Origin of the sequence: Bacillus sp. FSL M7-1020 (genome assembly GCF_038050415.1) — a bacterium.
GTDB classification, from domain to species: Bacteria; Bacillota; Bacilli; order Bacillales; family Bacillaceae_G; genus Bacillus_A; species Bacillus_A toyonensis.
The window spans coordinates 4,683,405-4,706,169 of the sequence record NZ_JBBOTW010000001.1; the positions used below are offsets into that span (position 1 = coordinate 4,683,405).

Annotated in this window: 22 protein-coding genes; 4 read left to right on the top strand and 18 right to left on the bottom strand. The window is 37.5% G+C overall.

Annotation, left to right across the window (positions count from 1 at the left end):
- Positions 1 to 51: 51 nt before the first annotated feature.
- From MHB70_RS24230 to MHB70_RS24250, 5 genes are all read right to left on the bottom strand, one after another.
- Positions 52 to 672 carry a hypothetical protein gene (locus MHB70_RS24230; RefSeq protein WP_000025214.1) on the bottom strand — a complete coding sequence of 207 codons (621 nt, stop codon included), beginning with the start codon at positions 670 to 672 and terminating at the stop codon, positions 52 to 54.
- Positions 669 to 1,430 (bottom strand): MerR family transcriptional regulator, encoded by a 762-nt coding sequence (locus MHB70_RS24235; RefSeq protein ID WP_000268449.1) that lies wholly within the window; start codon positions 1,428 to 1,430, stop codon positions 669 to 671. The genes MHB70_RS24230 and MHB70_RS24235 overlap by 4 nt, the downstream gene beginning before the upstream one ends.
- 99 nt (positions 1,431 to 1,529) lie before the next feature.
- Entirely contained in the window at positions 1,530 to 1,775 is a 246-nt protein-coding gene (locus MHB70_RS24240; RefSeq protein WP_061530592.1) for a hypothetical protein, read from the bottom strand.
- A gap of 148 nt (positions 1,776 to 1,923) precedes the next feature.
- Positions 1,924 to 2,121, bottom strand: coding sequence for a helix-turn-helix transcriptional regulator (locus MHB70_RS24245; protein WP_000538368.1), 198 nt, complete (start codon positions 2,119 to 2,121; stop codon positions 1,924 to 1,926).
- Positions 2,122 to 2,413: 292 nt separating this feature from the next.
- Positions 2,414 to 3,436 carry a YeiH family protein gene (locus MHB70_RS24250; RefSeq protein WP_000438410.1) on the bottom strand — a complete coding sequence of 341 codons (1,023 nt, stop codon included), beginning with the start codon at positions 3,434 to 3,436 and terminating at the stop codon, positions 2,414 to 2,416.
- A gap of 152 nt (positions 3,437 to 3,588) precedes the next feature.
- Between MHB70_RS24250 and MHB70_RS24255 the strand changes: the two genes are divergently transcribed.
- From MHB70_RS24255 to abc-f, 4 genes are all read left to right on the top strand, one after another.
- Complete coding sequence (locus MHB70_RS24255; RefSeq protein ID WP_001099968.1) at positions 3,589 to 4,482, top strand: LysR family transcriptional regulator; 894 nt, start codon at positions 3,589 to 3,591, stop codon at positions 4,480 to 4,482.
- A 51-nt stretch (positions 4,483 to 4,533) separates the two neighbouring features.
- Entirely contained in the window at positions 4,534 to 4,902 is a 369-nt protein-coding gene (locus MHB70_RS24260) for a MerR family transcriptional regulator (protein ID WP_001219224.1), read from the top strand.
- Positions 4,903 to 4,906: 4 nt separating this feature from the next.
- Positions 4,907 to 5,452 carry a flavodoxin family protein gene (locus MHB70_RS24265; protein ID WP_000497644.1) on the top strand — a complete coding sequence of 182 codons (546 nt, stop codon included), beginning with the start codon at positions 4,907 to 4,909 and terminating at the stop codon, positions 5,450 to 5,452.
- Between the two features lie 264 nt (positions 5,453 to 5,716).
- Positions 5,717 to 7,351 carry a ribosomal protection-like ABC-F family protein gene (gene abc-f / locus MHB70_RS24270; protein ID WP_000153742.1) on the top strand — a complete coding sequence of 545 codons (1,635 nt, stop codon included), beginning with the start codon at positions 5,717 to 5,719 and terminating at the stop codon, positions 7,349 to 7,351.
- 205 nt (positions 7,352 to 7,556) lie between these two features.
- On the opposite strand, the gene MHB70_RS24275 is transcribed toward abc-f, so the two are convergent.
- The 13 genes from MHB70_RS24275 to comFA form a co-directional block, all read right to left on the bottom strand.
- Entirely contained in the window at positions 7,557 to 7,868 is a 312-nt protein-coding gene (locus MHB70_RS24275; RefSeq protein WP_000637523.1) for a heavy metal-binding domain-containing protein, read from the bottom strand.
- A 65-nt stretch (positions 7,869 to 7,933) separates the two neighbouring features.
- The gene (locus MHB70_RS24280; RefSeq protein WP_000944601.1) at positions 7,934 to 9,649 is read right to left on the bottom strand and encodes an ABC transporter ATP-binding protein; all 1,716 of its coding nucleotides are present in this window, start codon (positions 9,647 to 9,649) and stop codon (positions 7,934 to 7,936) included.
- Between the two features lie 222 nt (positions 9,650 to 9,871).
- A complete protein-coding gene (locus MHB70_RS24285; protein WP_000388628.1) occupies positions 9,872 to 11,056 on the bottom strand; it encodes a PDZ domain-containing protein in 1,185 nt (394 codons plus the stop codon).
- 109 nt (positions 11,057 to 11,165) lie between these two features.
- The gene (locus MHB70_RS24290) at positions 11,166 to 12,602 is read right to left on the bottom strand and encodes a S41 family peptidase (protein WP_000830311.1); all 1,437 of its coding nucleotides are present in this window, start codon (positions 12,600 to 12,602) and stop codon (positions 11,166 to 11,168) included.
- 118 nt (positions 12,603 to 12,720) lie between these two features.
- Positions 12,721 to 13,614: a permease-like cell division protein FtsX gene (ftsX, locus tag MHB70_RS24295; protein WP_000645031.1), complete on the bottom strand. Its 894-nt coding sequence runs from the start codon at positions 13,612 to 13,614 to the stop codon at positions 12,721 to 12,723.
- A complete protein-coding gene (gene ftsE / locus MHB70_RS24300) occupies positions 13,604 to 14,290 on the bottom strand; it encodes a cell division ATP-binding protein FtsE (RefSeq protein ID WP_000594334.1) in 687 nt (228 codons plus the stop codon). The genes ftsX and ftsE overlap by 11 nt, the downstream gene beginning before the upstream one ends.
- A 321-nt stretch (positions 14,291 to 14,611) precedes the next feature.
- Complete coding sequence (gene cccB, locus MHB70_RS24305) at positions 14,612 to 14,935, bottom strand: cytochrome c551 (RefSeq protein ID WP_000727967.1); 324 nt, start codon at positions 14,933 to 14,935, stop codon at positions 14,612 to 14,614.
- Positions 14,936 to 15,499: 564 nt separating this feature from the next.
- Positions 15,500 to 16,598 (bottom strand): peptide chain release factor 2 gene (prfB, locus tag MHB70_RS24310; RefSeq protein WP_096001583.1). Its coding sequence is split into 2 segments (ribosomal slippage): positions 15,500 to 16,525 and positions 16,527 to 16,598, totalling 1,098 coding nucleotides; the frame shifts between segments, so codons are not numbered across the junction.
- 134 nt (positions 16,599 to 16,732) lie between these two features.
- Entirely contained in the window at positions 16,733 to 19,240 is a 2,508-nt protein-coding gene (gene secA / locus MHB70_RS24315) for a preprotein translocase subunit SecA (protein WP_000579396.1), read from the bottom strand.
- Positions 19,241 to 19,514: 274 nt separating this feature from the next.
- A complete protein-coding gene (gene hpf, locus MHB70_RS24320) occupies positions 19,515 to 20,057 on the bottom strand; it encodes a ribosome hibernation-promoting factor, HPF/YfiA family (RefSeq protein ID WP_000671188.1) in 543 nt (180 codons plus the stop codon).
- A gap of 318 nt (positions 20,058 to 20,375) precedes the next feature.
- Positions 20,376 to 20,573: a cold shock protein CspC gene (cspC, locus tag MHB70_RS24325; protein ID WP_002045823.1), complete on the bottom strand. Its 198-nt coding sequence runs from the start codon at positions 20,571 to 20,573 to the stop codon at positions 20,376 to 20,378.
- A gap of 126 nt (positions 20,574 to 20,699) precedes the next feature.
- Entirely contained in the window at positions 20,700 to 21,404 is a 705-nt protein-coding gene (locus tag MHB70_RS24330) for a ComF family protein (RefSeq protein ID WP_061530593.1), read from the bottom strand.
- Positions 21,404 to 22,753 carry an ATP-dependent helicase ComFA gene (gene comFA, locus MHB70_RS24335; RefSeq protein WP_061530594.1) on the bottom strand — a complete coding sequence of 450 codons (1,350 nt, stop codon included), beginning with the start codon at positions 22,751 to 22,753 and terminating at the stop codon, positions 21,404 to 21,406. Before comFA ends, MHB70_RS24330 begins: the two co-directional genes overlap by 1 nt.
- Between the last annotated feature and the right edge of the window lie 12 nt (positions 22,754 to 22,765).

Here is a 22,765-nt window from a genome sequence, read left to right on the forward strand (position 1 = left end):
GTCATCCTCTCCTATACAAACTATTGGTATACCAGAAAAAGCTACCTTCCTCTATGAAAGTAGCTTTTCTTTCCCTTCCTCCTTCTTCGGAAAAATAACATATGAAAATGAAATTGCTGTATCAACTAAAAATATAATTGCCCACACTTGGCTCACTCGACTCGCAGTTTTATTTAAAACGATTCCTGACTCTAACCAATTGCCCCATTGTTCAAATGGAATAAGCCCATACGCGAAGAAAAAGAAAGTATGCACAACAACGAATAAAACAAGATGTAATACCCAATTTTTTATTTCCTGCTTTGCATAGGCCATACCTGTTAATTCTATATGTTCTTCAATAACAGGCGCTGGTTCATTCCGCCATTTCGCAGCTAACTTTTGCACAAATATATCAAGCTTCTTCAAATCCTTTTTCCCGTAGAAGACCGCATACAATAAAATGATCACGGTAATAATCTGAAAGTTAGAAAACTTTCCTGTTTGATAATAGTCCACTACCCCTAAGGTTAAAATGAACACTTCATTTACGAGTAGTACAATCCCCATAATAAAGCTTGCCTTCTTCAAACGGAATCCGTAACGAAGTAAAAAGAAACCGATAGCCGATAACCAAAATACAATCTCTGCCCCAATTAAAAAGTACCAACGATATTCTGCGAGTATACTCATTTATCCTTCTCCTTTTCATCATATATACGAAAAGCTTCATCCATATATAATAAAAATTCTTCTTCGATTGGATACATGCTCATTTTCTGTGAATCTTCCTTCGATTTTCTAACTTCCCATAACTTATCTAAAAACGCTTCATCACCATTGGCCATTTCTAAACACTTCTGCATTAATCTCTTCATTGCCCCTTGCACCTCATCACTTGCAGTTTCTTTACCGTCTTTCATAAAAGTGCGTAATTGCTTTAATAAATCTACCCACTCTAACACATTGGGATCTTCCTCACTCATATTTGGCAAATTATGAAGCAACTTTTGTTCTTCCTTTGAAAATACTTCATTTTGAAATATTTCACGTATACGAGAAGACTGTTTCGAAAGCTGGATCAGTTCAAACATAACTTTCCAATCGAGCTCTCCCTCCACATCCACCGAATAAACAACTGCTTGTAAAACGCGCTCCATTCGATTGAATTTCTTTTGTTCTTCCTGTACAAACCGAAGTTGTTTTTCAAGCGAATCCTTTAAGTTAAGCTCACCTTTTACTAACATATTCGCAGACTCTTTTAGTGAAAATCCCATTTCTTTTAAAAATAAAATTTGTTGGAGACGTATTACGTCAGCTTCACTATATAAACGATGCCCGCCTTCTGTTTTCCCGCTCGGCTTTAATAAATCTATTTGATCATAATAACGTAATGTACGTACTGTTACCCCTGTCTCTCTCGTCAATTCTTGTATTGAAATCACTGCCATCACCTCTTCCCCTTCATTATAAAAGATGACGTTACGTAACTTTCAAGACTTTTGTAAAAAAATACAAAAAGCTGTTTATACTCATTGTATAAACAGCTTTTACGGAAATAATCCTTTTTGTACAGCGCGCCCACAAAATAAAATAAGCGCTCCAACAACAACAACAACAACAACAACAACACTTGTTGCTGTTTTATGGTAATGAGTTGAAACTAATAAATAATACGATAAACCAACAGTACCAATCATAATACAAATACTTGGCACTGGATTACGAGAGAAATTTTGCATTCCCCAAAGAAGTGCAAAAATAGCTGTAGCGACACATAACACCGGTAATCCCATTCCGCTTCCCCTTTATATATCTATTTGCTAGTCTTTGTTAATACGCTCATTGATAACATACTAATTAATACCCCAAAACCAGTCCTTATATATTTAAACGTTTAATCTAATTGAAATCTCTCAAACTTATCATGTATTTCCTCTCCCCTTACTCCAGCGTAAAGATTTCCTCCACCTTCATCCCAAAATATTTGGCGATTTTTAGGGATAACTCTAGACTCGGATTGTAATGGTGATTTTCAATCGCTATAATCGTCTGACGCGTTACCTGCATCACCTTTGCCATTTCAACTTGTGTTATATGATTTTGCTTTCTTAATTCTTTAATTTTATTTTTCACACCCATAGGATCCACCTTCAAAAGTAAAGATATCTTTACTTGAATTATAAATATTTTCCAATTACAAGTAAAGATTATTTTACAAATTTTAGAAAAACATTCCACTGAACACCTTCTCTAACAAAGTACGATAGTAGTTAAGTTTATATCGGCGATTTTCTAAATATATCAGCGCAACTCCATTTATATCGGCGATTCTCCCAATATATCGACTTACTAACAAATACTGAAATCCATAGCGCTATAATCATAAGAAAAAGCTGTCCCAAAATATCTTTTGGAACAGCTTTCTCCTCTACTACATAAATCCTAATACCCATACAAGAACATATCCAAGAATAGAAAGACAAACCGAGCCAATCAGCCCCGCCACGAATGCTTTGCTTCCTAACTTACGGAACGTTTTAAACTCTACATTTAAACCGAGACCTGCCATCGCCATTGCGATAAGCATGTACGCAATTATTACAATATAGCCGGCAACAACTTCGGGGATAATCCCGAGTGAATGCACCGCACTCATCGCTAAAAATCCGAATATAAACCAAGGAATCGGAAGCTCCTTCCACGATTTCTTTTCTTCGCTTCCCTCGCTCTTACCAAACCATAACCCAATTAAAATCGCTACTGGTACAAGCATCGCAACGCGCGTTAATTTCACGATAACTGCGATGTCGACAGCCGTGCTACCGCCTGGTGCCGCAGCCGCAATTACGTGAGCAATTTCATGCAGCGTCGCTCCCGAGAATACACCGTAACCGTACGGAGATAAGCCAAGCACTGGATATAATAATGTATAAATAAGCGTAAATATCGTGCCTAAAATAGCAATAATTGCGGCACCAACCGCCGTTTCATCGTCCTTTGCTTTCACTTGTGGTGCAATTGCCACGACCGCTGCCGCACCACAAATCGCCGTTCCACACGCCGTTAAAATCCCAAGTTTCTTTTCTACTTTAAATACTTTTGTCAATCCATATACAACGAAAATGGTGAATGTAATAACTACCGCTGCGATGACCAATACTTTCGGCCCAGCCTTCGCAATATCAACCAGATTTAATCGCATTCCAAGTAAGATAATCCCAAAGCGAAGCAACTTCTTACTCGCAAAGTTCGTTCCCGCTATCGCTTCTGGAGGGACTCCAATCGCTGCGCGCCAAATCATCCCAATTAGAATAGCAATTACTAATTGTCCCATAATATTTAAAAATGGAAGCTCCGCTAAATATTTCGCAGCAATGGCGATTAATAATGTAATCCCAATACCTTGCGAAAATCCAAAGCCCTTTTTCTTTTGTATAACAAGTGTTTGTTCCACCTTGTACCACCCCAATAATCGTATTGGAACATGCATGTTCTTTCTACTTACATTATAAGAGAGTTTTTATAATAAGTTTAATATCAATATTCAATCTCTATCATCAGAAATACTTATGATAGAATAAAAACAAAAATAAAGGGGCCTAACAAATGAACGTCGACATTTTGAAAATCTTTGTGACTGTCGTTGAACAGAAACATTTCTCTCGTGCAGCAGAACTTTTAAACCTTTCACAACCCGGTGTAAGCATGCACATTCGCAACCTGGAAAATGAATTTGGAACTACACTCATTCAGCGCTCCCCAAAGCATGTACAAGTTACGGAAGCTGGAAACATATTATACATACATGCAAAGCAAATGCTCTCTCTTTATGATGATGCAAAACAGGAAATTAACGAATTACATAACGTTGTAACAGGAACACTTCGCATCGGTGCTAGTTTTACAATTGGCGAATACTTACTTCCCAAAATACTCGCTAACTATGCCAATGAAAATCCGCACGTCGAAGTTCATACCCTTATCTCTAATACAGAAGAAGTTTTGCAAAGCCTTCGCTCTAATCAAATTGATATCGGCTTAGTAGAGGGGCAAGTCGTATATGCTGACGTAGAAGTTGAAGCGTTTATGCAAGATGAAATGAAGCTCGTCGTCCCTCCAAATCACCCATTACTTCACATCAAGGATATAAACGAAGCTACTCTCCAAGACCAAGTATGGGTATTAAGAGAAAGTGGCTCTGGGACACGTGCCTATAGCGATCGTTTTATTCATCAACATCATTTAAAAATGAAACGATTCTTTACATTTAGTAGCATTCAAAGTGTAAAGGAAGCCGTCGCTGCCGGGCTTGGCATCGCTATACTTTCTGATTGGACCGTGCGGAAAGAACTACTAGCCCAAGAACTATTCCACGTCGAAGTTCCAACTGAAAAACTAATTCGTCCATTCTCCATCGTGCGTGGCAAATATTTCATTCCATCTAAAGCCATTCAAGTGTTTTTAAATCATGTAGATTCTTTTGCGAAAAAACAGAGTTGACCTTCACATTAGTGTGAAGGTTTACAATACATGTAAAAGGAGTGAAATGCAGTGCGAATTGGAGAGTTATCAAAAGAAACTGGCGTTAGCGAAAGATCACTAAGACATTATGAAGAAAAGGGATTGCTCCCTTCAAATCGCCTCACAAACGGCTATCGTGATTTCGATAAAAGTGCCATTGAAAAAGTAGAGCTTATCCAAATGTACTTACAGCTCGGCTTAAATTTAGAAGAAACCGCAAGAATGCTGCGCTGCCTCGAAATCGAACCACATCTATACGAAAATCCATGCAGCAGTATCCTTGCACTTTACGAAGATAAGCTCAATGAAGTAACAAGGCAAATCTCATTACTTTCCAACATTCAAACGAATTTACAAAAACACGTTTCACTCCTAAAACAAGAAAAAGAAAAGGGATGATTGCATGTTTGTTATACACGGCAGTTCAAGACAAAATGGGAATACGGAAGCCTTAACATATATGATGATTGATGGAATGAAAGCAGAACAAATTTATTTACGTGACCATACCATTTACCCTATTACAGACCAACGCCATGATACTGAAGGATTTCAACCTGTAAATGATGACTACGAGCAATTAACCAAACGCATGCTAGAGCACGACACGATTATCTTTGCTACACCACTATACTGGTACGGAATGAGCGGCCATATGAAAAACTTCGTTGATCGCTGGTCACAAAGCTTACGTGATACCTCTCTTCATTTCAAAGAGAAAATGAAAGGTAAAAAAATGTACGTCGTCATCGTTGGCGGAGACAATCCGAAACTGAAAGCATTGCCACTTATTTCTCAATTCCAGTATATCTTTGATTTTGTTGGTTCATCATTTGAAGGGTATATTATCGGGGATGGGAATGGATTGGATGAAATCAAAAATGATGCTGAAGCACTTACAAAGGCACAACTGTATAATAGCAAATTTAAAAATAGCCAACAGAAATAAGTTTGACAAACCCATTTGTATGCGCATACAATAAAAATAATATTATGAAAGGAAGGTACTTTGACCAATGAAGTTCTAATTCTCTTATTTATTTCATCCATCACAAATAGTGAACAAAAATGATGAAAACTAGCAGGGGATTAGTCTGTCCATTTGTCGATACTTTCTTTCGAGACGATCATGTGAAAAATCGTTTATTTATGTACGATTTTTACATTGAAGGGCGACGTTTATCCTCTCTAGTGAAACTAGGGAGGTTTTTTTATGACTATTTTATTCGCACGTAATATTGAAAAGAGCTTTGGTGACCGTACCATATTTACGTTACCATCACTAGAAATTCACGCACACGATCGCATAGGAATCGTTGGAGTCAACGGAGCTGGAAAATCTACGTTGTTGCAAATATTAAGTAAAGAAATAGAAGCTGACAAAGGGACAGTAACTCATCATAGTTCTATCGCCATCATTCCACAGCTTAGCGATACAATACTGGAAACCGCTTCTTCTCTTGCAAAAGGAAAATGGAGTATTTCAAACGTCGCAAATTCAATGAGCGGCGGCGAACGAATGCGCCTAAAGATTGCCCATGCTCTCGAACAAGATGCAGGCATTTTATTCGCTGATGAACCAACGAGCCACTTAGATATGGCTGGTACAGAGCAATTAGAAAAAGCACTTTTATCTTATAAAGGGGCACTTGTTTTAATATCGCACGATCGTGATTTTTTAGATAATATATGCACAAAAATCATTGAAATTGAAGACGGCATGATTCAAGAGTATAAAGGAAACTATTCCAACTATCGAAAGCAAAAAGAACGTGAACGAATACAAAAGCAAGCAGAGTATGAGCAATATATACAAGAAAAAAATCGTTTAGAGCAATCAATTTCACAAAAAAAACAACGTGCTTCTAGCATGACAAAAATCCCAACTCGGTTCAGTTCATCTGAATCTAAACTTTATAAGTTAAGCGGGGCTCATGGGCAAGAACAGGTTAGCAAAGCAGCCAAAGCATTAGAAACACGTCTCGAAAAACTAGAAAAGAAAGAAAAGCCAAAAGATCTTTCTCAGGCTCAGTTTGACGTGCAATACCATACACCCATTCATAGTAAAGTGGCAGTACAGTTCAATAAAGCAACAAAGAAAATAGGCGACCGCACACTATTTAAAAATATGAATGGAACTATTGCCCCTGGTGCAAAATTAGCTATTTTAGGAGCAAACGGAAGTGGCAAAACAACTTTGTTCAATATGCTTCTCACAAACGAACGTGGCATTCAGCTTTCAAAAAGTTGTAAAATTGGATACTTTGAACAAGCACTATCCATTTTAAAAACAGATAAAACCATTTTAGAGAACGTTCTAGAAGAAACCAACTATACAGAAGCATTCGTTCGCACAATACTTGCCCGGCTTCTATTCCGTCGTGAAGATGTTCATAAACCTGTGCACGTTCTAAGCGGGGGTGAACGAATGAAGGTTGCACTCGCAAAAGTATTTTTAGGAAACTATAATATGCTCCTGCTCGATGAACCGACGAACTATTTAGATTTAACAACACAGGAAGAATTAGAAAACATGTTACAAGAGTATCCTGGCACTATACTCTTCATTAGCCATGACCGTGCCTTTATTCGTTCTGTTGCAGACCATATTCTACAAGTAGATGAGAGCGAACCAAGAATATTCTATGGCAATTACGAGCAATACATTAAAAGAACCACTCAAGCTTCCGTAAACGTTACTGAACAAGAATTATTGCGATTACAAACGAAATTAACAGAAGTCATCAGCCGGATTTCTATACCCAATCATCAGGATGACATCACATTTCTTGAACAAGAATATGAAAAATTATTAGTTCAAATTCAGCGGTGTAAAGAAGCGCTCTAATGTCTTCCCTATATATCGACGGGGCCTTCCACATTTCCCAAGAAATATCGCGGCTTCGACATAAAGATAATATTAGACATCACAATAACAAAAAGCCGTGCACCAGCACGGCTTTTCACTTTATCTTGCTACTTGTGGGCATTAAATGCCCAGTTTGTGATGGCTAATAACTAGCCGGGATGCCCCCACTGATTAAAGTTTCACTTTATATACGGACAGCAGTCCCACTCACCGCAACCATTAGCATTCCTTCGCGAACTACTTCGTAATCCACGTCAATACCAACGATGGCATTCGCATTTTTTTGCCTTGCGAATGTTTTCATCTCTTCCATTGCGATGTCGCGCGCTTCTTTTAGTTTGCTTTCATAAGCGCCTGCACGGCCGCCGACAACGTCACGGACAGATGCGAAAAGGTCACGAACAATATTCGCACCCATAATCGCTTCTCCATTCACGATATCAATATACTCAATAATTTCTTTCCCTTGAATTGTAGATGTTGTTGTTACAATCATGCTTTATAGCCTCCCATATAAGATTTCCACTTACTTATGGTGCACGAATTCAGCAGAAATTATATTTACGAACTAAACTGTGCTTCGTATAATCGGCTATACCCTCCGCCTCGCTCAATTAATTCCTCATGCGAACCTTGTTCTGCAATACCATCTTTATTTACAACGACGATACGATCCGCATTTTTAATAGTTGCAAGCCTGTGAGCAATAACTAATGTTGTACGACCGACAGCTAGTTCTGCAAGTGATTTTTGAATAGCAAGTTCCGTCTCTGTATCTAATGCAGAAGTCGCTTCATCTAATATTAAAATTGGCGGGTTTTTCAAGAACATACGAGCAATTGCTAGACGCTGCTTCTGTCCCCCGGAAAGTTTCACACCACGCTCACCGATAACTGTATCTAAACCGTCTGGTTGCGAGTAAATTAAATCCTCCAACTGGGCACGTTTTACCGCCTGCCAAATTGCAGCCTCTGAAGCCTGTAAATTTCCATAAGCGATATTTTCGCGAATCGTTCCTGAGAATAAGAATACATCTTGCTGTACAATTCCAATTTGTTTACGAAGTGACGATAAAGTCATCTCTTTCGTATCAATGCCATCAATTTGGATTGACCCAGATTCCTGCTCATAAAAGCGTGGTAATAAACTACATAACGTTGTTTTCCCTGCCCCTGATGGCCCAACGAACGCAACTGTTTCACCTGCGTGTATTTTCAAGCTAATATCATTTAAAATCGGTTCTTTATTTTCATATCCGAACGTAATGTTGTTATAGTGAATATCACCGTGTACATGCTTTACTTCTATCGCATCTTTAGAATCCACAATATCAGGCTCTGTTTCAAGAAGTTCTACATACCTTTTAAAACCTGCGATTCCTTTCGGATAACTTTCAATAACTGCATTAATTTTCTCAATTGGTCGGAAGAAAATATTCGTTAATAAGACGAATCCGATAAATCCACCATACGTTAACTCACCTTGCAGAACAAACCATGTGCCACATATTAATACGAAGAGCGTTACGAGACGCATGAGCATATAACTAATGGATGAGTTTAGCGCCATAATTTTATACGCCATTAATTTCGTTGTACGGAAACGAGCGTTGTTCACAGCGAATTGGTCTTTCTCAAACTTTTCATTTCCGAATGCTTGTACAACGCGAATACCACCGACGTTATTTTCGATACATGCATTAAAATCAGCAACATCTGAGAATAAACGTCTAAACGTACCCGTCATTTTTTTATTGAAGTAAAGCGCCAACCATAATAGGAATGGAATTACAAAGAATGTTAGAAGTGCTAACTTCCAGTTAATCATCATCATAAATGAAAATGCCCCAACTAAAGTCATTACGGCGATGAATAAATCTTCTGGCCCGTGGTGAGCAATTTCTCCAATTTCCATTAAATCGTTCGTAAGACGTGAAATTAGATGACCTGTTTTATTATTATCAAAAAATCTGAATGATAGCTTTTGAATATGATCAAATAATTTCTGCCTCATATCTGTTTCAATGTTAACTCCTAGCATATGCCCCCAGTAGGTAACAACATATTGTAAACCTGCATTTAACATATAAACTGCAAGTAAACCAAAACAAGCCCATAAAATAAGCGTCCAGTTTTGTCCTGGTAATAACTTATCAATAAATTGATTTACGATAAGCGGGAAACCAAGTTCCAGTAATCCTGCGATAACCGCGCAAGAAAAATCGAGTATAAATAAACCTTTATACGGTTTATAGTAAGAAAAAAATTTACGTAGCATATATTTCCTCCCTTTTCCAAATTAAAAGACTCCCTAAATGATAACCATTATCAAATAATTATTCAAGTTATTCGACTACGAAACTGCAAATAAGGTTTGCGATATTTGTTGTTTTTTTCCAGAAAGTCGATATATTTTAATAATCGCCGATATAAATTTCATGTACTGCTGCTCCCAATCAAACAAAAAGGGTGTCACCTAGTGGTAACACCCTCATTTTTATTACATCGCTTCCGAATCCCACTCGTGCTCTTGCTGAACAAATACAACGCCTAACTCATGATGTCCTCCAGCATATAATGCTGTTTGAGCAAGACGAAGCTCACCATTTGTATCTACCACTTCTAATTTACAAAAAGCTCCTGTTGTTTTGGTTTGAAGTGCATCATAAAATTCTTCGGCACTCCTTGGAACGACTCCATTTACTTTCGTAATTATTTCTCCAGGCAGTAAATTCAGCTCGGCCCCAATTGTATTTGGAATTGTATCTAACACAACAAGTCCATCATTGCGTGCAGCGAAATATGCTGGTCTTGTCTCATCTACAATTTTTTCTTGCATCGAAATCGTAAAACGTCCAAGCATTGCGACTCCCATTGCAATAATAGCAAGTACGTGCCACCAATAACTCGCGACCCCTAAAACAAGTACAAGACCAGCTAATCCATAAACACGTCTTCCTGTAAAGAGTAAAGCTTCCGTCGGCTCATAACTTCTAATCTTTCGCATAAATCCAATTAAAAATGGAACGAGGAATAAAGAATATGTATTTGCCCCTATTGAAACGACAGGCCACCATGAAATAAACTGGGTTACCGCATCACCTGGTACAAGAATAAAAATCGGCACGATCCATAAACGCTTCGATTCGTGTAAACCAATCTTGAGCCCACGTTTCCCCTTCCTAATCCTCGGTGTAGAATATCTTACCGCGTTTTTAGAAATCAATAAGCCCTCCACAACAAGCATGATGCCTAGTAAAATAGCAAGAGATACAATCGTACCCTCTTCACCTTCTCCAAGCTGTAAGAAGGAAACTGGCAGCTTAGAAGATAATAAAACACATACAATTGCGATACTGAACGTATAAGCTGCCGATAAATATCGATACATAGCAGTTAATCCAAATAATAATGTCCAAAATAAAATGGCCCATAAGCTCGCCTTGGAAACAACAAGTCCAAGCCCAATCGTAATAATAGATACGATTAATCCATATCCAAGCCCTGCAAATAGAGATGTTCGCAATTCAAACCAAATATCATAAACTTTAAAAGAAAAATCTTTTCGTTCTCGTAATATACGTAAATATCCAACGAAGATACTACTTATTAAAAATACATAGACAGCAGGGTGCAAGAAAAAACGTCCAACTGCCCGCATTATTTCAAAAATCCATGCCTCCACGAACTCATTCACCACCATTTATATCATTCTTTCTTTTTATATTATCATAACTGGACAAACGTTTGTTTAACACAAAAAAATACAGGCAATAAAATGCCTGTATTTCTTCTTATTTCGCTATTAATTTTAATGCTGCCTGTAATTGTAGATCATTTTCTCCAGAACGGATTTTTTCAATGATTTTAGTTTGAATTGCCTCGGCTGTCTTTTTATCAAGCTGTCCTGTCGCTTCCATCTCATTCGCATTTTGGAATGCTTTCAGTGCTGATTCTGTCTCTTTACTAAAGTAGCCATCTTCACGCCCCGGTACATAACCTAAGCTTTTCAGCATCTCTTGTGCATGCTTCACTTGCACATCATTTGAATTGTATGAAAGTGTTTTTTCAATTTGAATTGGCGTCGCATGGTAGTAATCTGGTTGTTTCACTTCTACAGTTGGCTTGATTCCCTTTTTATGAATCCAGTTTCCATCTGGAGTTAACCATTTGAACATCGTTAATTTAATGTTACTGCCATCTTTAAACGGAACGGCTTGCTGAACAGTTCCTTTACCAAATGTTGTTTCACCAATTAGATCGTAACCTTCTCCTTCTTTCAATGCGCCAGCTAAAATTTCCGAAGCAGAAGCACTTCCTTTATCAATCAATACTGAAATTGGATATGGCTTCCTCTCTTTCAGCTCTGTAGAGATTTGCTTTTTCTCACCATTTCGCTGCTCTACTTGTAGCATCGGCTTTTTGTTCGTCATAATTTCTCCTAGTATATCTTCTACACTATTTAAATAGCCACCAGGATTACCACGAACGTCAATAACTAAACCTTTTATGTTTTTCTTCTCTAACTCTTTTAACTGATCCTTAAATTCTTTCGCTGTATTTTCAGCAAAAGAAGTAATTTGCATATAACCGATATCTTTTCCATTCTCTTGTTTCACAGTACTAACTACCGTGAAGATTGGGATTTTTTCACGCTTAATTTTGAATACAATCGGATCAGTTACTCCTGCACGTTTAATTTCAATCGCGACAGTCGTTCCCTTTTTACCACGAATTTTTAATACAGCTTCTTCACGCGATAAGTCTTTTACACTGTTTCCATCTACAGATAAAATTTGGTCATTCGGCTTAATTCCAATCTTTTCTGCTGGTGAACCTTTAATTGGCGATACGATAATAAGCTTACCGTCTGTTTTGTTCACCTCAGCCCCAATCCCCTCTAACTCAGGATCAAGTGATTCACTAAACTGTTTGGCTGTTTCTTTATCCATATACGTGGAATAAGGGTCCTTCAGCGTAGACAACATGCCTTGTATTGCACCTTCAACTAACTTGTCATCTTTCACGTCTTCCACATAACGTGAATCAATTAGTCCATATGCCTCATTAATTTTTGCCAAATTCCCTTGCGTCGTGCTAGCGTTCCCACTCGAAATTGTTTGCGTTACTTCTGCTGGGTTAACCCCAAATACAGACATTCCTGCAAACATTCCGCCAGCACCAATTAAAAATGCAACAACCATTCCAATAATTGCAACTCTACGTTTCAATGCGGAATTCCCCTTTCCAAAACACACAGGTGGTGTAGCAAAAGGCATCACACAGCGTGTGATGCCTTTACCTATTTCTACTATATGATAAGCTTGTACGAATTATGTTTGCAACTTTTTATACTTTTAAGAAGCGACGAATTGACATTACACTTCCCCACATACCGATTAACGCACCGATTAACACTAATAAACCAGCTAATTGGAATACGAATGGGCTGTATGGTAAAAGCTCGAAAATTGTTCCGCCAAGTTTTTCATTAAACACACTTTGCAGTGAATTATACGTAACTAGAATTAGACCAATTGGAATAATTGATCCTAATACTCCTAGGAATAATCCTTCTAGCAAGAACGGCCAACGAATAAACCAGTTTGTTGCACCTACAAGTTTCATAATTTCAATCTCAGTACTACGAGCATAAATTGTAATTTTAATTGTATTAGAGATTAAGAACATCGCTGTGAATAAAAGACCTGCAATTAATGCAATCCCGATATTACGTCCTGTTTTTACAGTATCAAATAATTTTTCAACTTGACCTTTACCGTATTGAACGTTACTTACAAACTGCATTTTTTCAATCTTTTTCGCAATTTGTGCTGTATCAGTTGGCTCTTTCGCTTTTACAATAAATACGTTTTTCAGTGGGTTATCTTGCTCAAATAACTCGAACGTTTTTCCACTATCGCCTAAACTTTTAATTAAACGTTTCAATTCTTCTTCTTTAGAAGAGTATTTAATAGAATCTACTTTCGCGACCTTACTCATATCTTCTTCTAATTTCTTTTGATCAGCTTCTTTTGCTGCTGGATCAATGTGTACACGAATTTCTACATCTTGCTCTACTTTTGTAGCAAAATGGTTCATATTCATAATCGCTGTTAAAAAGACACCTACAAGTAATAATGTAACTGTTACTGCACTTACAGAAGCAAATGTCATCCATCCGTTACGGGATAGATTTTTTACACCTTCTCGCAAATGTCGACTAAGGGTTTTAGCCTTCATATCCGTATCCTCCCTCAATCTCGTCTCGAACAATTTTTCCGCCTTCAATCGCGATTACACGATGACGGATTGTATTTACGATATCTGCATTATGCGTCGCCATAACAATCGTTGTACCACGCTCATTAATGCGTGTAAAGATCTTCATAATATCAAGAGCTGTTTCAATATCTAAATTACCAGTTGGCTCATCGGCAATTACAACCTTTGGTCTATTAACAATCGCTCTTGCAATAGCCACACGTTGCTGCTCTCCACCTGAAAGTTCACTTGGAAGTGCGTCTGCACGATCGTCTAGACCTACTAGTCCTAACACTTCAGTAACACGCTCACGAATCGCATCTGGTTCTTCTTCAATTACTTCTAAAGCAAACGCAACATTCTCATATACCGTTAATTTAGGTAATAATTTAAAATCTTGGAAAATCACGCCTAATTGACGACGGAAATATGGAACATCTCTTTCTGCCAATGATTCGATAGTAAGTCCATTTACATTAATAGATCCTGTAGTTGGCTTTTCTTCACGATACATCATTTTAATAAATGTAGATTTTCCGGCTCCACTCGGTCCAACTACGTATACGAATTCACCTTGTTTAATGTTAACTGTGAGACCAGCAACGGCTTTCATACCATTCGGGTACTCCTTATAAACATTCGTCATTTTTATCATTATTTATCACCCAATGCTTAATGATTTTTTTTTCGAAATACTTTTCTGTACATGTGAAAATAAAAAGGAATCCTTTATTTTCATTTAACCATTCTTGTTGAAGGCAGCTTACTTACATGCTTTTTATTCGCACCGCTACTCTATGTAATATATTTCAGCAAAATTCTACAAACCTCATTGTAACATCAAACGGTTTCCAGTTCGGATACATTTTTGTTACAGTTATGTTACATCCCAGAAAAAGGAGACGAGTTGTTATAACTCTTATCCAAAGTCATTTTTAGATAAGATTATATAATCAACTCGCCCATTTTTCTCTTTTTATTTATGTTCAGCTAACCACTCAGCTACTTTTTTCGCATCTTCACCTTGAATAATTCCCGGTGACATTGAACCGCGACCTTTTTCAATAATCTTTTCAATCTCTGCTGCATCATATTTCTGCCCTACTTTTCGTAAATCCGGTCCAGTTGCTCCTGATAAATCTTTCGCATGGCAGCCTATACAACTTTTTTGATAAATTTGCTCTGGGCTATCTGTGCTTGCAGATTGTTTCGAAGGCTTACTCTCTTCTTTATTTCCACATGCTCCTAAAGCAAAAACGACTGATGTACCTAGTGCAATAGCCAACAATTTCTTTTTCAATTCTATCGCTCCCCATTGTTGATATTCTTTTCATTCCTAACACACTCATTTTTATTATAAGCATTATCTTTATATAGAAAAACTAAGGTATATTTCATATTCTTGAAAAATACAGTGAGAACCCTGATAAAATAAAGCTTCCATAATTTGTTTCAATTCTGTGAACAACGTAAAAACTTCTATAAAGAATCTTTTTAAAAGGCAAATCAAAAAAGTTCTTTATAAAATCTTACTCTATTGCCGCTCTGTTTTACTATTCTCTACTTTTTACAAAACAATATACAACATTGTATTCTGCATATAACCCCATCAAAAAGAGAAGTTGTCGTTTCCAACTTCTCTTCCCCTGTACTTCATCCATATAAATAAAACGTTGTATATCCTCTATTTTCTCAGCATGGGCCAACAATTTTGTTGGCTTTTTCTCTTATCCCACTATTTACTGGGTAGTAAGACCCCTACCTCAAAATTCAACAAAAGCAAAGAAGTTAGGTGAGGGTCGGGCTGCCCGTAAAAGTCAGATTTGTTAAAGCTAATAATCAGTGGGGATTCCCCCACTGGTTATTAGATGCGAGAACGTAAGTAAGCATCAATAAATGGATCAATTTCTCCATCCATAACTGCTTGTACGTTACCAACTTCTGTATTTGTACGATGGTCTTTTACAAGAGAATACGGGTGGAATACGTAAGAACGAATTTGGCTGCCCCATCCAATTTCTTTTTGTTCCCCGCGGATTTCATCTAATTGTGCTTGTTGCTCTTCTAATTTCTTTTGATATAATTTTGCTTTTAACATTTTCATCGCATGCTCACGGTTTTTAATTTGAGAACGCTCCGACTGACACGTTACAACCGTATTTGTCGGTGTATGTGTAATACGAACTGCTGAATCTGTCGTATTAATGTGCTGTCCACCAGCTCCACTTGCACGGTACGTATCAATTTTTAAGTCTTCTGTACGCACTTCAATTTCAACTTCATCATTGAACTCAGGTACAACTTCACAAGATACAAATGATGTATGACGACGGCCTGAAGAATCGAACGGTGAAATACGTACAAGACGATGTACACCTTTCTCTGCTTTTAAATAACCGTAAGCGTTATGACCTTTAATTAATAAAGTAACACTCTTAATACCAGCTTCATCACCTGGTAAGTAGTCAACTGTTTCTACTTTAAATCCACGTTTTTCAGCCCAGCGTGTATACATACGTAATAACATAGAACCCCAGTCTTGTGACTCTGTTCCACCTGCACCTGGGTGTAATTCTAAAATCGCATTATTTTTATCATAAGGATCACTTAATAGTAATTGAAGCTCATACTCATTCATTTCTTGAATTAAGCCTTTTACTTCCGATTCTAATTCCTCATGTAAATCTTCATCATATTCTTCTTTTAAGAGTTCATGCGTTACTTCTAAGTTTTCGAACGTCTCGTCTAACTGACGGAACTTTCCAACCATATCTTTTAACGCATTTGCTTCGTTAATTACAGTTTGAGCGCCTTGTTGGTCATCCCAAAATCCTGCGCCCATCATTTTTTCTTCTAATTCTGCAATTTGTTTCTCCTTAGTAGGGAGGTCAAAGAGACCCCCTAAAAGCCGCTAATCTCTTAGCCATTTTCTCTAATTCCTGTCTAATTTCTACTAATTCCATTTCCTTCACCTCTATGTAATTGCTATTACTTTCGTATGAAAACAAGGGAAACTCTCTCCACTTATTAGGGAGAGAGTTTAATCCTTTTTATTATAATTTGCAAAACAAGCTGAATTCAACAGCCGCAGTTTTTATTAGCTTACAATGCCACAGCAGTTTTTATATTTCTTGCCACTACCACATTTGCATAAATCGTTACGGCCCACTTGATCACCTTTTACAACAGGCTTTTTCTTCGCTTCTTCGCCATCGCTAGATGGATGAACAGCTTCACCTTGAACAACTTCTTGACGCTCTAAGTTTTGTTCAATTTCAGCTTTCATAATGTAACGAGAGATTTCCTCTTCAATAGAAGCAATCATTGACTCGAACATTGCGAATCCTTCCATTTGATACTCACGAAGTGGATCGATTTGACCGTAAGCACGTAAATGAATACCTTCACGAAGGTGGTCCATCGCATCAATATGCTCTGTCCATTTCGTATCTACTACACGGAATACAACAACTTTTTCGAACTCACGCATTTGCTCTTCTGGCATAAGCTTTTCTTTGTCGTTGTAACGCTCTATTAATTTCGCGATAATCGGCTCGCTCATTTCTTCTGGAGCAAGACGACGTAATTCTTCTTCTTTTATATCGCCTTCTTGCAGAAGGTTTGTATTTAAGTAGTCAACAAGACCTTTAATATTCCAATCTTCTTCAATTTCCTCTTGTGTATGAAGCGCAACAGCACGTTCTACTGTAGATTTCATCATACCTTCAATAATACTACGTAAGTTCTCAGAATCCATTACTTCTTGACGCTGTTTGTAAATAACTTCACGTTGCTGACGAAGCACATCATCGTATTGTAATAACTGCTTACGTGCATCATAGTTATTTCCTTCTACACGTTTTTGCGCAGATTCTACTGCACGAGAAACCATTTTACTTTCAATCGGCTGTGAATCATCCATACCAAGACGATCCATCATCGCTTTCATATTGTCAGAGCCGAAGCGGCGCATTAGTTCATCTTCCATTGATAAATAGAACTGCGTTACACCAGGGTCCCCTTGACGACCAGCACGACCACGTAACTGATTATCAATACGACGGCTTTCGTGACGCTCTGTACCGATAACCGCTAGACCGATATTTTTAATATCATCGCCTAATTTAATATCCGTACCACGACCAGCCATATTCGTCGCAATTGTTACAGCACCTTTAATACCAGCTTCTGCAATGATATCTGCTTCACGCGCATGGTTTTTCGCGTTTAAAATATTATGGCGTACACCTTTACGTGTTAACATTTTTGAAATAAGCTCTGACGTTTCAATTGCAACTGTACCAACAAGTACAGGTTGTCCTTGTTTATGACGATTTACAATATCCTCAACAACTGCATTGAATTTACCTTCCATTGATTTGAAGATTAAATCAGCACGGTCATCACGAATAATATCTTTGTTCGTTGGAATTACGATAACATTCATATTATAAATATTACGGAATTCTTCTTCTTCCGTTTTCGCTGTACCAGTCATACCAGATAACTTTTCGTACATACGGAAGTAGTTCTGGAACGTAATTGTCGCAAGCGTCATGCTTTCATTTTGAATTTCTACGCCTTCTTTTGCTTCAATCGCTTGGTGTAAACCTTCGCTATAACGACGCCCTTTCATAAGACGACCAGTGAATTGGTCTACAATTACGATTTCACCTTCTTGTACAACATAGTCTGTATCACGGTGCATAACAACATGCGCACGAAGTGCCTGATTAATATGATGAAGAAGTGCAACATGTTTTAAATCAAATAAGTTTTCAATATGGAAAGCTTTCTCTGCTTTCGTAATACCATCTTCAGTTAACATTACATTTTTCGTTTTCACATCGAATGAATACTCTTTTTCATTTTCTAATGTACGAACGAATGCATTTGCAAACATGTATAGCTCTGTTGATTTTTGAGCTTGTCCCGAAATAATAAGCGGCGTACGTGCTTCATCGACTAAAATAGAATCGACTTCATCGATAATAGCAAAATGAAGTGGACGCTGAACGCACTGCTCTCTATATAAAACCATATTGTCACGTAAGTAATCGAATCCAAGCTCATTATTTGTGCTATACGTAATATCAGCAGCATAAGCCTCTTGCTTCTCTTCGCGTGACATACTATTTAAGTTAATTCCTACTGTTAAGCCAAGGAACTCATGAAGTTGTCCCATTTCGCTCGCATCACGTTGTGCTAAGTATTCATTGACTGTAACAACGTGAACACCTTTTCCTGTTAAAGCATTTAAATATACAGGTAATGTAGATGTTAACGTTTTACCTTCACCCGTTTTCATCTCAGAGATATTCCCTTCATGTAAAGCAATACCACCCATTAACTGCACGCCATACGGACGCATTCCAAGAACACGAGTCGCAGCTTCGCGAACAACCGCAAAAGCTTCAGGAAGTAGATCATCTACTGTCTCACCTTTTGTTAGACGTTCTTTAAACTCAAGCGTCTTTCCTTTTAATTGTTCATCTGTTAGTGGCTTAATAGATGATTCTAATGCATCAATTTGCTCAACTGTCTTCTGCATACGTTTAATTTGGCGTTGATTTACATCAAATACCTTTTTTAAAATACCGATCATAGGAAATACGCTCCTCTTTTTTATTAAAATAAAACTTCCGATTGTTTTTTCTTTTTCTATTACAATCAGTCGTTATAAAAATCAAATGTATGTTATGCCAATTTTTCTCCTAATTAAAAAAACTAAAATGTATATACCTAATGATAATTGTAACACTTGTCTTATAACTATGACAACAATCGGCCGAATGTCTCGTTCTAAATTAGGAAAAGTTTTTTAAAAATCTATTTTCAGCAAAAAAAGCGCAGCCTCTTTCGGCTGCGCTTTCGAATTATTATTTAGTTTCGATTAAACCATATTTTCCGTCTTTACGGCCATATACAACATTAGTTTCATTTGTATCAGCATTTGTGAAGACGAAGAAATTATGCCCTAGCATATCCATTTGCAAGATCGCTTCTTCAACGTCCATCGGTTTTAAATCGAATCGTTTTGTACGTACAAGTTCTAATTCATCCTCTTCTACCTCATCCAGAACAGCTACTGCTTCTGGAAGAATAAAGTTAGTTTTCACAGAACCTTTCTCACGTAACTTACGATTTACTTTTGTTTTATGTTTACGAATTTGTCGCTCAATTTTATCAACTACTAAATCGATAGCAGCGTACATATCGCTATTAGTTTCTTCTGCACGAAGTAATAAATCAGTAAACGGAATTGTTACCTCGACACGTTGCTTGTCAGAGTATACTTTTAAATTAACTTTAATCTCTGGGAATGTATCAAAATAACGCTCTAACTTACTTAGTTTTTTCTCTACATATTCCTTTAATGCTGGAGTTACTTCAATATTTTCACCACGAATGTTGAATTTCATAGATGAATTCCTCCTTTCAAGCCTATGTACTATAATTTCGACATCGGCTTAAAAACTCCTTCTAACTTTTTTAAAAAAATTAGTGGAATTGCGATTTTTTTATCGTTTTTTGTTGAAATGAAAAGATGCATCGTTTCTACCTTTATTTTATCCTATTAACATCGTGAGTAACGAATATAACTGTGGACAATTCGTTACAGAAAAGAAACAACTTTTTGACAATTCACCCCATAACAAAAACCTCTTGCGAAAAACAAGAGGTTCTACTATATATAACGTTGCCACAAACGCAGCTTTCTCTTCCCAAAAACAATATCCCTACAGTTTCACAACATTAGCTGCTTGTGGTCCACGTGCTCCATCTACAATATCAAACTCCACTTGTTGCCCTTCTTCTAATGACTTATACCCATCTTGTTGAATAGCAGAAAAATGAACAAACACATCCTCACCATCTTCACGCTCAATAAACCCAAATCCCTTTTCTGCATTGAACCATTTCACTTTTCCTTGCATGTTCATTCCATTCCCTTCACTCTAAAAATCAGGGCATTCGCCCCATATTCTGACTATAACGAATGACAACTTACGAAGTCAAAGAAGACTTATCGTCTTTTTATTATCTCTTTCGACAGTTACAGATTAACTTCTACAGAGCGTCAAACTAGAAACTTCATTTGCCCCTCTATCATATAAAAGACTCCCAATTTGCCTAACTGTAATACCTGTCGTATACACATCATCAACGAGTAAAATATGTTGCCCATGAAACATCTCTTCACCCTGAAAATAAAAAGGATTGCTTCCCAACATCCTTTCTTTGCGCGTCTTCTTACTTTGTTTTTCTGTTTCCCTTCTTCTTAATGACGGATAAGAAAGACCAACAGGCAAACAAGCTGCTAATAGCTCAGCTTGATTAAAACCACGTTCATATTCCCTTTCCTTACTAAGCGGAACAGCGATAACGGTTGAAACGTTAGCAAAATACTGTTGAAATAAACTTCGAAAAGGAAGATGAAAAATACGAACTAACTCAGCATCACCACGAAACTTAAACTGCGCTAGTATTCCTTTCATCTCATTATCGTACATGTATAATGAACGATTTTTTAAAGGTCGATAACTCTCCACATTCATCCATCGTACACAATCCTTGCAAATGTCACCTTCTTTATATTCAGCTGGCAATGGATCTAAAGACCGTCCGCACTCTCTACAAATCTCTCCTATAATATAGGAAATCTTTTGCTCACATCTCTCACATATATACTTTTTGTGAGCCTTAACAAAAAAATTGCACCAACTAATCGCGTATGAAATATCCTCATCACAAAGTAAGCAATGCATTAATCGATCAACCCTTGTTCTTTCGCATTTTTGTTCATACTTCGAATGTGTTTTTTCGCGCGCACCATCGCCTCTGTCTTACCATAATGAAAATAAATGACCTCTCCATACGGCTCTTCAAAACTACGACCTACCCGGCCTGCAATTTGTACGAGTGCACTTTCTGAAAATATTTCTTCTTCCGTCCCTAAAACCGCAACTTGCAAATTTTTCACCGTTACTCCTCTCTCCAAAATCGTCGTTGTAACTAATAAAGGAATTTCTCCCTTTCTGAAAGCTGCAACTTTTTCTTTTCTCATTGGATCTTCTGCATGCACACCGGCAACTCTATCGTCTAACAGCTTCAATAACCGACTCATTTTTTCTATATATCGCACATGGGGAACAAATAAAAAAATGGGGTGCTTTTTATTTAAGTATACTTTTAACCATTGTAGTAAAACTTGAGGAATTCTTTTATTGATGAGGCTTTTCTTCCAGTTTCCGCACCAGCAAAATTTGGGGACTGGCAACGGATGACGGTGATACCGTCCAGAAACAACGATACCTTTTTGTTTCCCCTTTCTAAGGTTACGCTTCCACTCTTCATCTGGAGTTGCAGTTAAATAAATACATGCCGCCTTCTCTTTCATCGCTTGTTTTACCGCATACTGCAACATTTGATCTGCATGGTATGGAAAGGCATCTATTTCATCTACAATCATGACATGAAACGCTCTATAATAACGCAATAGCTGATGGGTGGTCGCAACGACTAACGCTGCATCTTTTTCCCGATCTAAACTTCCACCGTATAAAGCAGCTACATTTATATTCGGAAATACTTCTTTCAATCTCGGTGCTAATTCAAGTACAACATCCGTTCTCGGCGTTGCGATACAAACTCTTTCTCCTTTTTGAAGTGCCTCTGCAATACCATAAAACAACATTTCTGTTTTTCCAGCGCCGCACACAGCCCAAATAAAAAACGATTCTTTCTGTTTAACAGCCTCCATAACACCTTGCGCAGCCAACTCCTGGCCAGTAGATAAATTTCCTTTCCACTGTAACGGATTTACATCCATTTCTCCTTCTTTTTCGGCAATTCCGCGAACAAGTACAGCACATTCACTAACTCTCCCCATCGTTATGCACTTCCGGCAATATGTGCAGACTTTACTACACCTTTTACACAAAAATGACGAAAAGAGTCTTTGTGCTATATTTCCGCAACGCTGACACATATATGTAGAAGCCTTATTTTTTACACCTTGTACACATACGACCTCTCCCTTCTTCTTCAAATCATCTAAATTATCCCGTACGTCTGTAGAGAGTTCTTCTAATAATAACTGTTTCCCAGATAACATGGACCATCACCT

Bases quoted from the DNA above. Each gene is read 5' to 3' on its own strand.
- cspC (WP_002045823.1), bottom strand. From the start codon at position 20,573: ATGCAAGGAAAAGTGAAATGGTTCAATGCAGAAAAGGGATTTGGGTTT.
- MHB70_RS24265 (WP_000497644.1), top strand. From the start codon at position 4,907: ATGTTTGTTATACACGGCAGTTCAAGACAAAATGGGAATACGGAAGCC.
- MHB70_RS24330 (WP_061530593.1), bottom strand. From the start codon at position 21,404: ATGCATTGCTTACTTTGTGATGAGGATATTTCATACGCGATTAGTTGG.
- ftsE (WP_000594334.1), bottom strand. From the start codon at position 14,290: ATGATAAAAATGACGAATGTTTATAAGGAGTACCCGAATGGTATGAAA.
- hpf (WP_000671188.1), bottom strand. From the start codon at position 20,057: ATGAAATTCAACATTCGTGGTGAAAATATTGAAGTAACTCCAGCATTA.
- MHB70_RS24245 (WP_000538368.1), bottom strand. From the start codon at position 2,121: ATGGGTGTGAAAAATAAAATTAAAGAATTAAGAAAGCAAAATCATATA.
- MHB70_RS24230 (WP_000025214.1), bottom strand. From the start codon at position 672: ATGAGTATACTCGCAGAATATCGTTGGTACTTTTTAATTGGGGCAGAG.
- MHB70_RS24275 (WP_000637523.1), bottom strand. From the start codon at position 7,868: ATGATTGTAACAACAACATCTACAATTCAAGGGAAAGAAATTATTGAG.
- comFA (WP_061530594.1), bottom strand. From the start codon at position 22,753: ATGTTATCTGGGAAACAGTTATTATTAGAAGAACTCTCTACAGACGTA.
- MHB70_RS24235 (WP_000268449.1), bottom strand. From the start codon at position 1,430: ATGGCAGTGATTTCAATACAAGAATTGACGAGAGAGACAGGGGTAACA.
- MHB70_RS24255 (WP_001099968.1), top strand. From the start codon at position 3,589: ATGAACGTCGACATTTTGAAAATCTTTGTGACTGTCGTTGAACAGAAA.
- MHB70_RS24280 (WP_000944601.1), bottom strand. From the start codon at position 9,649: ATGCTACGTAAATTTTTTTCTTACTATAAACCGTATAAAGGTTTATTT.
- MHB70_RS24240 (WP_061530592.1), bottom strand. From the start codon at position 1,775: ATGGGATTACCGGTGTTATGTGTCGCTACAGCTATTTTTGCACTTCTT.
- secA (WP_000579396.1), bottom strand. From the start codon at position 19,240: ATGATCGGTATTTTAAAAAAGGTATTTGATGTAAATCAACGCCAAATT.
- abc-f (WP_000153742.1), top strand. From the start codon at position 5,717: ATGACTATTTTATTCGCACGTAATATTGAAAAGAGCTTTGGTGACCGT.
- ftsX (WP_000645031.1), bottom strand. From the start codon at position 13,614: ATGAAGGCTAAAACCCTTAGTCGACATTTGCGAGAAGGTGTAAAAAAT.